This window comes from Candidatus Microbacterium phytovorans, from assembly GCA_029202445.1.
In the GTDB taxonomy this organism is placed as follows: Bacteria; Actinomycetota; Actinomycetes; order Actinomycetales; family Microbacteriaceae; genus Microbacterium; species Microbacterium phytovorans.
Genome location: CP119321.1, coordinates 61,764 through 75,749 on the forward strand (window position 1 = coordinate 61,764; position 13,986 = coordinate 75,749).

Annotated in this window: 13 protein-coding genes and 1 riboswitch; of the genes, 3 read left to right on the forward strand and 10 right to left on the reverse strand. The window is 71.5% G+C overall.

Going from position 1 to position 13,986, the window contains the following annotated elements:
* Positions 1–33 precede the first annotated feature (33 nt).
* Complete coding sequence (locus tag P0Y48_00270) at positions 34–690, forward strand: hypothetical protein (GenBank protein ID WEK13679.1); 657 nt, start codon at positions 34–36, stop codon at positions 688–690.
* 10 nt (positions 691–700) lie between these two features.
* On the opposite strand, the gene P0Y48_00275 is transcribed toward P0Y48_00270, so the two are convergent.
* The 5 genes from P0Y48_00275 to P0Y48_00295 form a co-directional block, all read right to left on the reverse strand.
* Complete coding sequence (locus P0Y48_00275) at positions 701–2,068, reverse strand: FAD-linked oxidase C-terminal domain-containing protein (GenBank protein ID WEK13680.1); 1,368 nt, start codon at positions 2,066–2,068, stop codon at positions 701–703.
* Positions 2,065–2,460: a YrdB family protein gene (locus tag P0Y48_00280; GenBank protein WEK13681.1), complete on the reverse strand. Its 396-nt coding sequence runs from the start codon at positions 2,458–2,460 to the stop codon at positions 2,065–2,067. The genes P0Y48_00275 and P0Y48_00280 overlap by 4 nt, the downstream gene beginning before the upstream one ends.
* Before the next feature lie 10 nt (positions 2,461–2,470).
* On the reverse strand, positions 2,471–4,267 hold the full coding sequence (locus P0Y48_00285) for a sigma-70 family RNA polymerase sigma factor (GenBank protein ID WEK13682.1): 1,797 nt from the start codon (positions 4,265–4,267) through the stop codon (positions 2,471–2,473).
* A 365-nt stretch (positions 4,268–4,632) separates the two neighbouring features.
* Positions 4,633–5,775 carry an N-acetylglucosamine-6-phosphate deacetylase gene (gene nagA, locus P0Y48_00290; GenBank protein ID WEK13683.1) on the reverse strand — a complete coding sequence of 381 codons (1,143 nt, stop codon included), beginning with the start codon at positions 5,773–5,775 and terminating at the stop codon, positions 4,633–4,635.
* Positions 5,772–7,244 (reverse strand): beta-N-acetylhexosaminidase, encoded by a 1,473-nt coding sequence (locus P0Y48_00295; protein WEK13684.1) that lies wholly within the window; start codon positions 7,242–7,244, stop codon positions 5,772–5,774. Before P0Y48_00295 ends, nagA begins: the two co-directional genes overlap by 4 nt.
* Before the next feature lie 98 nt (positions 7,245–7,342).
* Positions 7,343–7,426, forward strand: a riboswitch (ZMP/ZTP riboswitch).
* 36 nt (positions 7,427–7,462) lie between these two features.
* On the opposite strand from P0Y48_00295, the gene P0Y48_00300 reads away from it, so the two are divergent.
* Entirely contained in the window at positions 7,463–8,737 is a 1,275-nt protein-coding gene (locus tag P0Y48_00300; protein WEK13685.1) for a serine hydroxymethyltransferase, read from the forward strand.
* Positions 8,734–9,621: a bifunctional methylenetetrahydrofolate dehydrogenase/methenyltetrahydrofolate cyclohydrolase gene (locus P0Y48_00305; protein WEK13686.1), complete on the forward strand. Its 888-nt coding sequence runs from the start codon at positions 8,734–8,736 to the stop codon at positions 9,619–9,621. Before P0Y48_00300 ends, P0Y48_00305 begins: the two co-directional genes overlap by 4 nt.
* A 355-nt stretch (positions 9,622–9,976) precedes the next feature.
* On the opposite strand, the gene P0Y48_00310 is transcribed toward P0Y48_00305, so the two are convergent.
* From P0Y48_00310 to P0Y48_00330, 5 genes are all read right to left on the reverse strand, one after another.
* Positions 9,977–10,726: an amino acid ABC transporter ATP-binding protein gene (locus P0Y48_00310; GenBank protein WEK13687.1), complete on the reverse strand. Its 750-nt coding sequence runs from the start codon at positions 10,724–10,726 to the stop codon at positions 9,977–9,979.
* Positions 10,723–11,568 (reverse strand): amino acid ABC transporter permease, encoded by an 846-nt coding sequence (locus P0Y48_00315; GenBank protein ID WEK13688.1) that lies wholly within the window; start codon positions 11,566–11,568, stop codon positions 10,723–10,725. The genes P0Y48_00310 and P0Y48_00315 overlap by 4 nt, the downstream gene beginning before the upstream one ends.
* A gap of 20 nt (positions 11,569–11,588) precedes the next feature.
* A complete protein-coding gene (locus P0Y48_00320; protein ID WEK13689.1) occupies positions 11,589–12,440 on the reverse strand; it encodes a transporter substrate-binding domain-containing protein in 852 nt (283 codons plus the stop codon).
* 138 nt (positions 12,441–12,578) lie between these two features.
* Positions 12,579–13,013: a hypothetical protein gene (locus P0Y48_00325; protein ID WEK13690.1), complete on the reverse strand. Its 435-nt coding sequence runs from the start codon at positions 13,011–13,013 to the stop codon at positions 12,579–12,581.
* Positions 13,014–13,061: 48 nt separating this feature from the next.
* Positions 13,062–13,859, reverse strand: coding sequence for a transglutaminase-like domain-containing protein (locus P0Y48_00330; protein ID WEK15096.1), 798 nt, complete (start codon positions 13,857–13,859; stop codon positions 13,062–13,064).
* Positions 13,860–13,986 lie beyond the last annotated feature (127 nt).

Below are 13,986 nucleotides of genomic sequence, written 5' to 3' on the forward strand. Positions count from 1 at the left end.
GGCGCGGCGGGCGCCGGCGCTAGAGTCGGCACCGTGAGCGACGCAGCGAGGACGACGACGACACCGGCCTGGGTGTGGGGCGGCGGTCTGCTGCTGGCGAGCGCGGTGGTTCCGCTCGTGCTCGGCGGCCCCGGCCTCACCGGCGGTCCGGGAATCGCGAACACCCTGTTCGCGTGGGTCGCGATGTCGGCCTTCTCCGCGGCGCTCGTGATCTTCGCCTTCGGGTTCGGCGGACGAGGGTCGGTCGTCGCTCGCCGCCCGTGGGGCGTGGCGGCGATGGTGGCGCTCGCCGCAGTCGGCCCCGTGATGTGGGTGGTGACCGGCATCCTGCCGTCCTCCGACAGTGATCCGCAGCGCTACCTGATCCTCGGCTACATCGACCTCGCCGTGCGGTTCGCCGCGGCACTGGCCACCGTCGTCGCCATCGGGCGCGCCCGGGCGGTGCCGCCGCCGTGGAACTGGTCCCCGGCGTGGGGGTTAGCCGCCCTGGTCGTGGTGAGTGTCATCACGCAGGTCGTCGGGGTCGCGCTCGGAAGCGCCCCGGAGAGCCAGGACGCCCTCTTCGCGCTCTTCGGGATGTCCAGCCTCGTGAGCGTCGCCGTGCCGTCGCTCCTCGGCATCCTCGCGATCGTGCTCGGGTCCCGCGCCGAGTCCCGTGGCTCCGTAACCGTCTACCCGCCCCAGGCCTGAGGAAGGGCGCTCAGGGAGCGAAGACCTTGCCCGGGTTCAGGATGCCGGCGGGGTCGAACACGCGCGCGATCTGACGCTGCAGTTCCCACTGGTCGTCGCCGAGCTCGTCGGCCAGCCACCGCCGCTTGAGCACGCCGATGCCGTGTTCACCCGTGAGGGTGCCTCCCAGGCGCAGCGCCGCGTGGAAGAGCTCGTCGGCGGCCTCCCAGATGTGGGGTGGCACGACGTCGCCCTCGAAGACGAAGTTGGGGTGCAGGTTGCCATCGCCCGCGTGGCACACCGTCGGGATGCGGATGCCGTAGCCCGCCTCGATCCGCGCGATGGCGTCGAACATCTCGGGCAGCATGCTGCGGGGCACCGAGACGTCTTCGATGAGGGTGGTGCCGAGCGACTCCATCGCGGGGTGCATCGACCGGCGAATCGACCAGAGCCGTTCGGCATCGGCGGCGTCGGCGGCGACGGCGACCTCGCCGCCGAGGTCGCGCAGCACGGCGGCGATCGCGTCGGCCTCGGCTTCGGCGGCGACCCCGTCGGTCTGGATGGTGAGCTGGGCCGCGTCGGGGCGGGGCGGGGCGAGCCCCAGCAGGCGGTGGACGGCCTCAAGAGACAGCGCGTCCATCAGCTCCATGATCGCGGGCTGGATGCCGGAAGCGGTGACGGCGGCAGCGGCCACCGCTGCCGCACGCACGTCGGGGAAGACGGCGGTGAGGGTCTGCGACTGTCCGGGCACGAGGCGTCGGAGTTTGAGGGTCGCTCCGACGATGACACCCAGGATGCCCTCGGAGCCGATCACGAGCGAGGTGAGGTCGAGCCCCGTGACGCCTTTGACGCTGCGGTGGCCGAGGCGCAGGAGCCGTCCGTCGGCGAGAACGATGTCCACGCCCAGCACCGCGTCCCGGACGACGCCGTACTTCGCGCAGAGGAGACCGCCCGCACCGGTGGCGATGTTGCCGCCGACCGTGGAGATCTCGCGGCTCGCGGGGTCGGGTGCCCACCACACCCCGTGCTCGGCGAGGATCTCGTTGAGCCGCGCGTTCAGGATGCCGGGTTCCACGACCGCCAGGAGGTCGTCGGGCCGGATCTCGAGCACGCGGTCCATGCGTGCGAGGGAGAGCACCAGCTCGCCGGGGCCCGCGTTCGCTCCCCCCGCGAGGCCCGTCCCCGCGCCTCGGGTGACGACGGGCGTGGCAGTGGCGTGCGCGATGCGCAGCGTCGCCTGCACGTCCTCGACGCTCCGCGCGTGGACGATCGCGAGGGGCGCGCCGGGCGAGGCGTGACCGGACTTGTCGGCGCGCGTCGCTTCGAGCGCGATCGGTTCGGTGTCGACGCGGTCGCCCAGCTGCGCGCGCAGCCGTTCGACGACGTCGACGGCGCTCATGCGAGTCGGCGGCGTCCGGAGATCACGCCGACGGTGACCGCGACGATGCCGAACACGATCCCGATGGCGGCGTTGCCCATGCTCCACCAGGCGATCGTGGCGGAGGCGTAGACGAGGAGCTCGACGAGTGCGCGCACGAAGGGGTGAACGGCCACGACGGCGCGCGGTGAGACGAAGAGCGCCCAGACCAGGATCGCCACGACCGGTGCGCCGATGCCGAACACGATGTTCCACGGCAGTGCCCACGCGGTGAAGCCCCACAGCGCCAGCGTCGCCAGGGCGAACAGCTCGCAGACGAAGGCCAGCAGATCGAGGGCGTGGAGCGGGGGGCGCGTGCCTGCCGGAAGGGGCTCGGCCGGTGCTTCCGGGCGCACGTGGGGCAGTTCGGCCATGTCCGCCAGTCTACGGCGCGGTGTCGCCTTCGGCCCGCGTCACCTGAAGCGTCAGCACCTCGCCGACGACGTCGCCGGAGACGTATGCGACCGATATCTGGGTGCCCAGATCGATCTCGGCGTCGCTGATCATGAACGTCAGGGCGCCGGCCCCCGCCCCGTCGAGCGTGACCTCGCTCCGACGTGCGGCGTCGTCGGTGAACCACAGGCGTACCGTCGCTCCCGCGGGACCGGTGAAGTTCAGACGGAGGGTCGCGATGCCGTCGACGGAGGCCTCCGCTTCGTAGCCCGTGAGAACGGGTACTCCGGCGGGCACGGACGGCGTCGGCGTGGGTGTCGGCGTGGGCGTCGGCGTGGGCGTCGGTGTCGGGGTCGGGGTCGGCGTGGGCGTGGGCGTCGGTGTCGGTGTCGGAGTGGGCGTCGGCGTCGGAGTGGGCGTCGGCTCCGGCGTGGGGGTGGGCGTCGGCGTGGGGCGCGGTTCGGGCGTCGCGGTCGGGGTCGTCGAGGGGCGCGGGACCGGGGGCCGTTCCGGCGTGCTCGTGCGCGGGGGAACGGCGCTGGGCGTCGGCGTGGGCAGATCGCTGGGTGACGGGCTCGCGGAGGGCGAGGCGACGGGCTCCGGGCTGGGGGATTCGGGGAGGGGGGTCTCGGGAATGGGTGTGCCGAGTGGTGCGCCGCCGGCAGGCGCCGCCGGGGCGGCGGAGAGCATCGGAGGAAGCACCACCGCGGCCGCGACCGCGCCCGCGGCGACGACCAGGGCGACGAGGGCGGCGACGCCGCTGACTCCCGACAGCACTCCCGAGCCGGCGGCGGAACCGACGACGCCGGCGGATCCCGCAGAGCCGGTAGAACCGGCAGAACCCGCCGAGCCCGCGACGCCGAGCCCGCCGTCCGATCCGGGTGCGCCCGCGGCGCCCGGAGCGGAGCCGGCCCCCATGACGGCACCGGGGAGTGCGGGGGATGCGCCGGCGGCCAGCGCGACCAGCGGGGTGCCGCCGCCCTGCAGGGTCGCGAGGTATGCCGTCGCCGCGCCGGTTCCGATCGTGAGCGGCAAGAGAATCATGGCGAGGCGGTGCGAGACCTCTTTCGCCTCCGAGGCGACGATCGTGCACCGGGCACAGTCGGCGAGATGCGCCTCGAGCTTCACGCGGTCGCGCTTGCCGAGGTTGCCCCGCGCGTACGCGCCCAGGCGGTGGATCGTCCAATAGCAGTCGGAATCGTCGGTCACCGACCGCAGGTGCGCCTGAATCCACGCCTCGCGCAGACCTTCGCGCGCGCGGAACGCCAGTTGAGCGACGGCCGTCGGCTTCATGCCCACGAGCGGGGCGATCTCGGCCGGCTTCATCTGCTCGATCTCGGTGTACCAGAGCACCTCCTGCCACCGTGTCGGCAGACTGCGGAACGCCTGGTGGGTGAGGCTGCGGTCGAGCGCCTCGTCGGTTGCGTGGGCTGCGGCATCCGGGTCTTCCACGGCCTCGAGTTCGTCGATGGGCGTCTCGCGGCGAGCGCGTCCCCACCCGGCCGCCGTGTTGCGGATGCTGGTGAACAGGTAGGCGCGGAACGACCCGGTGGGGCCGCCGCCCGCCTGGATCGACCGGTAGATGCGCGTGTACGCCTCCTGCACGAGGTCGTCGGCATCGATGCTCGTCGTGACGGACTGAGCCACGGTGATGCCGGAGCGGTAGTGCCGACGCCACAGCTCGCCGAAGGCGTCGGGGTCGCCGTTGCGGGTGCGTGCGACGAGGTCGGCGTCGGCGGGAGCGCCGTCGAGGGTGTCGTCGGGCGCGGCGTCGTCGGGCGAAGTCATGGTTCGGCGGGAGGCTTCCGTGGTGTCGTCGGGTATTTCGGGCATACGTGTCCCACCACAGAGACGCGTCAGCGCGCATATTATGACGCGAACTCGAAAACTGCCCGCGATGCGAGCTCTTGGCAGGAAATTTTCCTGACTTTGTGAGAACTTCGCCGACCGGCGTCATAGAACCCGCTCGTCGCCGTCTCCCCTATCGGCGGTCTCCTGGGGGAGTCGAGAAATCGAACCGCCGACCGGCGTCCGGGTCGATCTGGGGGGAGAGTCCCGGGGCGCGTCGGTGAAGGGCAGGAGGGGCGGAGTGCGCTGGGGGGCGCACCCGCCCCCCGCCCGATCGCCTCGCCGGCATCCGTGTCGCGTCGATGTCAGCGAGGAACGCGGATGCCGTCGCGCCACACCGATCGCACGCGCAGCTCGTCGCTCAGCAGCACGGCGTCCGCCGCCGCGCCGACCCGGAGCGACCCGTACCGACCCGCTTCGCCGAGTGCTCGCGCGGGCACTGCCGTCAGTGCCGCGACGGCGACGGGGAGCGTCACGCCGGCGCCCACGGCGACGCGCAGCGCGGCGTCCTGCGTGAGCGTCGACCCCGCGATCGTGCCTCCGTCGTCGAGGCGGGCGACACCGTCGGACACCGTGACGCCGAGCCCGCCGAGCCGGTACATGCCGTCGCCGACGCCCGCAGCGGCCATCGCGTCGGTGATGAGGGCGACCCGGCCCGGCGCTGCCGCCATCGCGACGGCCACGACGTCCGGATCGACGTGGATGCCGTCGGCGATCACCTCCAGCGTGACGCGATCGTCGCGGAGGGCGGTGACCACGGGACCCGGCGCGCGGTGATGGATGCCGGGCATCGCGTTGAAGGCATGCGTGAGGATCGTGGCCCCGGCGTCGAAGGCGGCGCGGGCCTGCGCGGCCGTGGCGTCGGTGTGGCCGACGGCGACGCGTGCCCCTCCGGCGACGAAGCGCGCCACGGCATCCATTCCTCCCGGCAGTTCCGGTGCGAGGGTCACCTGCCGCACGGTGCCGCGCCCTGCCGACAGCAGCCGGTCGACGGCGGCCGGCTCCGGATGCCGCAGCAGAGCGGCGGTGTGGGCGCCCTTGTGCCGCGCGGCGAGGAACGGCCCCTCCAGATGGCTGCCGAGGATGGACGGATCGTGCTCCGCGGCATCGGCGACGACCGCGACCCGCGCGACGAGGTCGTCGATCGACGCCGTCACGAGGGAGAGCACGGCCCGCGTCGTCCCGTGGGCCAGGTGCACCTCCCGGGCGCGGGCGATGGCCTCGGGGCCGTCGTCGAACGCGGCCCCGCCGCCGCCGTGCCCGTGCAGATCGATGAAGCCGGGGGTGAGTAGCCCGCCGCCGCCGTCGACGGCATCCGCCGCCGGGAGGGCGCGCCACGCGTCGCCCGTGCCGGTCTGCGAGACCGTGCCGTCGTCGAATGCCACCCACGCGTCGTCCACGATCCGCTCGTCGTCGACGAGTCGGACGCTGTGGATGACGGTCGTCATGCGCCGTACCTCCGGCGTCGCCAGTACTGCGAGACGCCCGCCAGTCGCACGCGGAACGACTCCCACGTGCGATCGGGGTGGGTGCCCGTGCGCGGCGACCAGCCCGCCTCGGCGGCGGCGCCGATGCGGGGGAAGACGAGCGCGTCGATGTCGGACAGATCACGCACCGTCTCCGTCCACAGCGGGGCCTCGACACCCAGAATGTCGGCCTCGGTGAGTCCGTCGACGACCTCGGCGGGCTCCCAGCGGTAGGCGCGCTCGACGTTCGTCGCACCCCGGGCCCAGGTGAGTCCGATCGGAAAGTCGTCGGACGGCTTCATGTCGAGATAGACGGCGTCGGCGGGGGAGAGGATCACGCGCCCGCCGCGTCGGAGGAATGTGCGGGTCTTGTCGTCCATGCCGTCGGTCGGGGTGACGAAGCCCCAGTATTGCCCGACGGTGCCCGGGGCGAGGTCGGTGGCGGCGCCCGCCTCGTGCCACGCGACGGGCACCTTGCCGAGATCGGCGACGATGCGTGTGACCCGGGCGACGAATGCGGCGTAGTCGGCCGCGGGCGTGCCGAGCGCCTCGTCTCCACCGATGTGGAGGTAGGGCCCGGGGGTGAGGTCGGCGAGCTCGCGGAGCACGTCCGTCACGAACGCGTACGTCTCCTCCGCGTGGATGCGCAGCGACGAGAACCCCACCGCGAGGCCGCGATACGGCTCGCCGTGCGTCGGAATCCCGCCGCCGAACGCCTCGACGGTCTCGAGCACGTGCGGGGCGAGGACGGGCTGCTCCGTCAGTTCGGGGTAGGCGAGCGAGACGGCGTGCGTGTGCCCCGGAAGGTCGATCTCCGGAACCACGGTCATGTGCCGTGCTGCGGCGTACGCGACGATGCGGCGATAGTCGTCCTGCGTGTAGAACCCGCCGGGGTCGTCGCCGACCGACGTGCCCGAAGCTCGCTCGGTCAGGAGCGGGCGCGACGCGGAAGCGAGCCGCCAGCCCTGGTCGTCGGACAGGTGCAGATGCAGGTGATTGAACTTGAGTCCCGCGGCGCGGTCGATGTAGGCCTCGACCGTCTCGACGGGGTGGAAGTGCCGGGCCACGTCGAGCATCACGCCGCGGTAGGCGAAGCGAGGCGCGTCGGCGATGCGCACCGCCGGCAGCGGACCGGCGTCGGCGGCGGCGACCAGCTGCCCGAGCGTCTGCACGCCGTAGAAGAGGCCCGCGGCATCCGCTGCGCGCACGCGTACGCCCGAGGCGTCGACCTCGAGGCGGTACGACTCGGGGCCGCCGGCCCCGTCGATCGAGAGCTCGACGTGCCCGCCGTCGCCGGCCGGGGCGAGGTCGAGGTCGTGGAGGATGCCGTGCAGCGCGGCGACGGCATCCGTCTCGCCCGTGATCTCCGTCTCGGCCGTCAGCGCGAAGCCGGGGCCGTCGACCGGCGTCACCGACAGGGGCAGCGGGATGAGGGAGGGTGCGGCCACCATGGCTCTCATTCTGTCCCGACGCGGCTGCCGCGACCAGGGCTTGTAAGGAAACCTAACAAATGATCTCGGCCAGCCTATCAGCGCGCTATCCGGTATGCTCGAACGGTCGCGACTGGCGTTGAGGTGGGCCACCACCGGGGAGCGACCGACACGGCATTCGACCGCACGCCTGGGCCGATGCGAGATTCCATCCCGAAAGCCGTCGTCAGGAGATCGTCATGACCGATTCCGTCTTCAACGCCCCGCTCGCCGAGGTCGACCCCGAGATCGCGCAGGTGCTCGATCGCGAGCTGCAGCGTCAGCGCGGTTACCTCGAGATGATCGCATCCGAGAACTTCGTGCCCGTCTCGGTGCTCCAGTCGCAGGGCTCCGTGCTCACCAACAAGTACGCCGAGGGCTACCCGGGTCGCCGCTACTACGGCGGCTGCGAAGAGGTCGACGTGGCCGAAGAGCTCGCGATCGCCCGTGCGAAGGAGCTGTTCGGGGCCGAGTTCGCCAACGTGCAGCCCCACTCCGGTGCCACGGCAAACGCCGCCGTGCTCCACGCCATCGCCCGCCCCGGCGACACGCTGCTCGGCCTCTCGCTCGATCAGGGTGGACACCTCACCCATGGCATGAAGATCAACTTCTCCGGCCGGCTCTACAACATCGTCGCGTACGGCGTCGACCCGGAGACGTCCACGATCGACATGGAAGAGGTCCGCCGCCTCGCCGTCGAGCACCAGCCGAAGGTCATCATCGCCGGCTGGTCCGCATACCCGCGTCAGCTCGACTTCGCGAAGTTCCGCGAGATCGCCGACGAGGTCGGCGCGATCCTCTGGGTCGACATGGCCCACTTCGCGGGTCTCGTCGCCGCGGGTCTGCACCCGTCGCCCGTCCCGCACGCGCACGTCGTCTCCTCGACCGTGCACAAGACGATCGGCGGCCCCCGCTCGGGCTTCATCCTCACCAACGACGCCGACCTCGCCAAGAAGATCAACACCGCCGTCTTCCCGGGTCAGCAGGGCGGTCCGCTCATGCACGTCATCGCCGCGAAGGCGACGGCGTTCAAGCTCGCGAACACCCCCGAGTTCCGGGAGCGTCAGGAGCGCGTGCTCCGCGGCGCGCACATCATCGCCGAGCGTCTCTCGCAGCAGGACGTGAAGGATGCCGGCATCGCCGTCCGCTCCGGCGGCACCGACGTGCACCTCGTGCTCGTCGATCTCCGCGACGCCGAGATCGACGGCAAGCAGGCCGAAGACCTGCTCCACGAGATCCACATCACGGTCAACCGCAACGCGGTGCCCAACGACCCGCGCCCGCCGATGGTCACCTCGGGTCTGCGCATCGGCACCCCTGCGCTCGCGACGCGCGGCTTCGGCGACGCGGAGTTCACCGAGGTGGCTGACGTCATCGCGCTGGCTCTGCAGCCCGGTGCCGACCTCGAGGCCCTTCGCGCACGCGTCGCCGTGCTCGCCGAGGCGTTCCCGCTCTACCCGGGCCTCCAGCAGTGACCGCTCAGCGTCTCGACGGCGTCGCCACGGCGGCCGCCATCAAGGCGGAGCTCGCCGTGACGGTGGCCGCGCTGGCCGAGAAGGGCATCGTCCCGGGCCTGGGCACCCTGCTCGTGGGAGACGACCCGGCATCCCGCTCCTACGTCACCGGCAAGCACCGCGACTGCGCCGAGGTGGGGGTGGCATCCATCTCGGTGGAGCTGCCCGCCTCCGCGACGCAGGAGGAGATCGCCGCCGCCGTCCGCGGTCTCAACGAAGACCCGGCGGTGACGGGGTTCATCGTGCAGCTGCCGCTGCCCAAGGGCATCGACGAGAACGCGATCCTCGAGCTCATCGACCCGGCGAAGGATGCCGACGGCCTCCACCCGACGAACCTCGGGCGCCTGGTGCTCGGTGTCGACCCGGCGAACGCCGTCGCGGCGCCCCTGCCGTGCACGCCGGCCGGCATCGTCGAGCTGCTCGAGCGTCACGGCGTCGCGATCGCGGGGAAGCACGTGACGGTCATCGGTCGCGGCATCACCGTGGGCCGTCCGCTGGGCCTGCTGCTCACCCGGAAGGGCACGGATGCCACCGTCACCCTCACCCACTCCCGCACCCCCGACCTCGCCGCCGAAGTGTCCCGCGCGGACATCGTCGTCGCGGCTGTCGGACAGCCCCACCTGGTCAAGCCGGAGTGGATCAAGCCCGGTGCCGCCGTGCTCGATGTGGGCGTGACGCGTGTGGGGACGACCGACAGCGGGCGGGCGAAGCTCGCCGGTGACGTCGATCCCGCCGTCGCGGACGTCGCGGGCTGGCTCTCGCCGAACCCCGGTGGTGTCGGGCCCATGACGCGCGCGATGCTCGTCGCGAACGTCGTCGAGACCGCCGCGCGCCTCGCCGGCTGACGCGACCCGCGGAGCGACTTCTACCGGTCGTTGAGCGAGGAGCGGAGCGACGAGACGAAACGGCGTTCCCGCCGGGGCGGGCGTTTCGTCTCGCTGCGCTCGCTCAACGACCGGGTGGTGTTTCGGTCGTTGAGCGAGGAGCGGAGCGACGAGACGAAACGCAGCTCCCATCGGGCGGGCGTTTCGTCTCGCTGCGCTCGCTCAACGACCGGGGCGGCGTTTCGTCTCGCTGCGCTCGCTCAACGACCGGGTGGTGTTTCGGTCGTTGAGCGAGGAGCGGAGCGACGAGACGAAACGCAGCTCCCATCGGGCGGGCGTTTCGTCTCGCTGCGCTCGCTCAACGACCGGGGTGCGGTCAGGGGGTGAAGCGCGCGAGGAATGCGCGCGTGCGGGCGCTCTCCGGCGCACCGAACAACTGTGCGGGCGGCCCCTGCTCGACGATGACACCGTCGTCGAGGAAGACCACCCGATCGGCGACGTCGCGCGCGAAAGCCATCTCGTGCGTCGCCATCAGGATCGTCGCCCCGTCGGCGGTGAGATCGCGGACCAGCTCGAGCACCTCGCCGACGAGCTCGGGGTCGAGCGCCGAGGTGATCTCGTCGAGCAGAAGCACCTCGGGGTCGGTGGCGATGGCGCGGACGATCGCGGCGCGCTGCTGCTGCCCCCCGGAGAGGCGGTCGGGGTGCTCCTTCGCCTTGTCGGCGAGACCGATGCGGCCGAGCAGGGCGTGTGCCCGCTCTTCGGCCTCTCGCCTCGGCATCCGGTGTACGACGCGCGACGCGAGCGTCACGTTGTCGAGCACGGACAGGTGAGGGAAGAGATTGAAGCTCTGGAAGACGGCGCCGAACCGCGCACGGATGCCGTTGGCGTCGACGCGAGGATCGGAGATGTCCTCGTCGCCGAGGAAGATCTGCCCGTCGTCGATGGGCTCCAGCAGCCCCAGGCACCGCAGGAGCGTGGACTTGCCCGAGCCGCTCGGCCCGATCAGCGCGACGACGTCGTGCTGTGCGAGGTCGAGGTCGATGCCGCGGAGCACCTCGCGGTCGCCGAACGACTTCCAGAGGCCGGTGGCACGCAGCAGCGGAGGCGTGGGGGAGCCGGTCACAGGATCGCCCCCGTCTGCTCGCGCTCGCGCAGCCTCGCTGTATACCAGTCGGTCAGTCGGATCGTGGGGATGGCGAGCAGGACGAACAGGATGCCGGCAACGACGTACGGCGTGAAGTTGTAGGTGAGCGAGGCCACCGACCGGGCGCCGGCGATCGCGTCGATCGCGCCGAGGATCGAGATGAGCCCCACGTCCTTCTGCATCGAGATGAAGTCGTTCATGAGCGGCGGCGTCATCTTGCGGAGCGCCTGGGGAAGCACGACGCGGCCCAGGGTCTGCGCGTAGCCGAGGCCCAGCGCCCGCGCCGCGAGGCGCTGCGAAGGGTGCACCGCTTCGATGCCGGCGCGGATCACCTCGGCGACATACGCGGAGTAGGTGAGCGTGATGGCCAGCACCCCGAGGAGCACGACGGGGATGCGCGTGTTGGTGATCGTCGGCAGACCGAAGCCGACGAGATACAGCACGATGATGAACGGGAACCCGCGGAAGAGATCCGTGTAGCCCGCGGCGAGCACCCGCACCGGGAAGAACACCGGGCCGCGCAGCGTGCGAAGGATCGCGACCAGGAGCGCCACGAGCGCGACCGTGACGAGCGACAGCCCCAGCACCTGCAGGTTGATGAGGAACCCGTCCCACACTTTCGGGAGCGCCTGGAGCGCGACCTCAGGATCGAAGAAGGCCTGCTGGACCGACGCCCATCCGGGGGTGTTGATGACGGTCACCCACACGACCGCCGCGAACGCCACGGTCGAGGCGACGGCGATGAGCACCGATCGGCGCTCGCGGCCCCGCCGGAAGGCGCGCCGATCGAGCTCGAGCGCGCTCGGTTGATGGGAAGTCACAGGACGACGCTAGCGCGACGTCACTGCAGGAGCGTCACACCCTGGCCCGAGCCCAGCCACTCGTCGGTGATCTCGGCGAGCGTGCCCTCCTCGCGCAGGGCGTCGACGGCGGCGGTGACGCGCTCGGTCAGCGGCGAGTCCTTCGCCAGCAGCAGGCCCCACTCGTCCGGGACCCCGGCGGCGGGGAGCTCGCCCACGATGAACGAGTTCTCGATGTAGACGCCGGTCGCGTAGTACGCGGTCGGGAGGTCGAGCACGATCGCGTCGATCTGGTTCGCCTTCAGCGCCGCGACGGCATCCTCGTTCGAGTTGTACAGCTGCGGGTCGGTGTTGGGCTGTACGGCCTCTTCGAGCGTCGTGGCGCTCGTCGAACCGGTCATCGCGCCGATCGTGAGGTCCTTCAAACCGGCGAGGTCGGTCACGCCGTCGGCGGCACCGCCCTTGATCGCGACGACGGCCTGGCTGGCGGAGTAGTACGGCGAGGAGAAGTCGACGGCCTGCTTGCGCTCGTCGGTGATCGTGTACTGCTGGATGTTGAAGTCGAACGTCTTCGGTCCGGGCGCGATGGCCGACTCGAAGCTCGTGCGCACCCACTCGACGTCGTCGTGGGCGAAGCCGAGCTTGTCGGCGACGGCGTACGCCACGGCGGCCTCGAAGCCCTTGCCGCTGGCCGGGTCGTCATCGATGACGTACGGGAAGTAGGCCGTCTCGCCCGTGGCGATCGTCAGCTTGCCGGGGGTGATGTACCCCTCATCTGCCGAGGGCGTGTCGGAGGCCGACGGCGTGGCCGCGCCCGACGCGCAGCCGGTGGCGAGGAGAACGGATGCCGCGAGCGACGCGACGAGGATGGTGCGCAGGGCGGGACGCGACATGCGAGGCCTCCGAGGATGGTTCCGGTGACGGTTCGGGAAGACGGCGCAGCCCGCGTGCTGTGCGGCAGCGCCGTGGCATCCATTCTCCCGTGCCGTCGGCGGCGACGGGCGCCCCGGCGTCGCTTTGTTACAGCAACTTCATGTGCGGTCGCCGCGCGCGCGGTCGTACAGCGACCCGGTGCGGGCTTCGATGCGGTCGTCCACGAGGTCGTAGACGACCCAGGCCAGCAGGAGCAGGATCGGCGGGATCACCCACCCCCAGAACCAGCCGCGCACATCGACGCCCGAGAAGAGCACGACGAGGGCCCACACGATGAGTTCGACGACGAAGACGATCCCGTACTGCACGAGCTTCTCGCCGACGGCGGTCCGCTCGGACGCCGACTTCTTGGCGGCACCCGTGAACAGGCGCGTGACGACGGGCTTCAGCCAGATTGTGGCGGCCGTCAGGAGCACGGCCGCCCACAGCGCCGCCCAGCCGACCTGCACGCTCGGCAGGAGGAGGCCGATAAGGAGCAGGACGACGACGTTGAACACGTAGAGGGAGACGAACCGCACGACCCAGGACTTCATGGTCCTACAGTGGCACGCTCGTCCGCGGGCGGGAAGACGGCCGACGTCTCAGGCGATGGTCACGAGCTCGTCGAGGTCGTCGTCGGGGAGCACGTCGGCGACGGCGGTGACCTCGACGGATCCGAGGGCGGCACGCCCGCTGAGGACGTTCAGGAAGGCGGTGTCGGCGGCATCCCGACCCGTCGCGATCCGCACCAGGCTCGAGCGCGGGGCGAGCGCCGTCGCATCGACGACGCGCCACTGGCCCTCGACCCAGGCTTCGGCGACGGCGTGGAAGTCCATCGGGTCGAGGCCCGGCGCGTAGACGGCGACGAGTCGAGCCGGGATGCCGCGGGCACGCAGGAGTGCGACGCACAGGTGCGCGTAGTCGCGGCACACACCCTGGCGCGCCAGCAGCGTCTGCGTCGCCCCGTCGGTGGGCTGCGACGATCCGGGAACGTAGGACAGTTGCGTGCCCACCCACGACGACACCGCTGTCAGCAGTTCGCGCTCGCCGTTCACTCCCGCGAACTGCGCACCGGCGGTGGCGGCGAGCGTGTCGGAGTCGGCGTACCGGCTCGGCCGCCCGTACACGAGCAGGTCGGTCTCGCTCGTCGGCAGCGGCGCCGCGGCATCCGCGACCATCGCCTCGTATGCGACGACGAGCTCGCCCGGCTGCGCCGACAACCGGTGTAGGCGACCGCCGTGGGCGTCGGGCAGCTCGCGGAGCGTGACGGCCTCACCGTCGATCGTGGCGGTCAGCGACTCGCGGGCGGGAGTGTGCCCGGATGCCACGGAGATCGCGAAGACGAGATCGGCCGTCTCGGTGACGTTCAGGACGATGCGACTGGAGACTTCCCTCTGCATGGGCATGCGCTCAGCCTGTCAGCCCGCGCCAGCCATGTCCCACTTTCGGTCGAACATGTCCCACTTTCGGTCGGAACTGGCCTGCCGAACCGGCACAAAGTGGGACATGGCGGGGAGGGAGGTGCTC

Bases quoted from the DNA above. Each gene is read 5' to 3' on its own strand.
- nagA (WEK13683.1), bottom strand. From the start codon at position 5,775: ATGACGACCGTCATCCACAGCGTCCGACTCGTCGACGACGAGCGGATC.
- P0Y48_00330 (WEK15096.1), bottom strand. From the start codon at position 13,859: ATGCAGAGGGAAGTCTCCAGTCGCATCGTCCTGAACGTCACCGAGACG.
- P0Y48_00275 (WEK13680.1), bottom strand. From the start codon at position 2,068: ATGAGCGCCGTCGACGTCGTCGAACGGCTGCGCGCGCAGCTGGGCGAC.
- P0Y48_00280 (WEK13681.1), bottom strand. From the start codon at position 2,460: ATGGCCGAACTGCCCCACGTGCGCCCGGAAGCACCGGCCGAGCCCCTT.
- P0Y48_00320 (WEK13689.1), bottom strand. From the start codon at position 12,440: ATGTCGCGTCCCGCCCTGCGCACCATCCTCGTCGCGTCGCTCGCGGCA.
- P0Y48_00300 (WEK13685.1), top strand. From the start codon at position 7,463: ATGACCGATTCCGTCTTCAACGCCCCGCTCGCCGAGGTCGACCCCGAG.
- P0Y48_00285 (WEK13682.1), bottom strand. From the start codon at position 4,267: ATGACTTCGCCCGACGACGCCGCGCCCGACGACACCCTCGACGGCGCT.
- P0Y48_00325 (WEK13690.1), bottom strand. From the start codon at position 13,013: ATGAAGTCCTGGGTCGTGCGGTTCGTCTCCCTCTACGTGTTCAACGTC.
- P0Y48_00295 (WEK13684.1), bottom strand. From the start codon at position 7,244: ATGGTGGCCGCACCCTCCCTCATCCCGCTGCCCCTGTCGGTGACGCCG.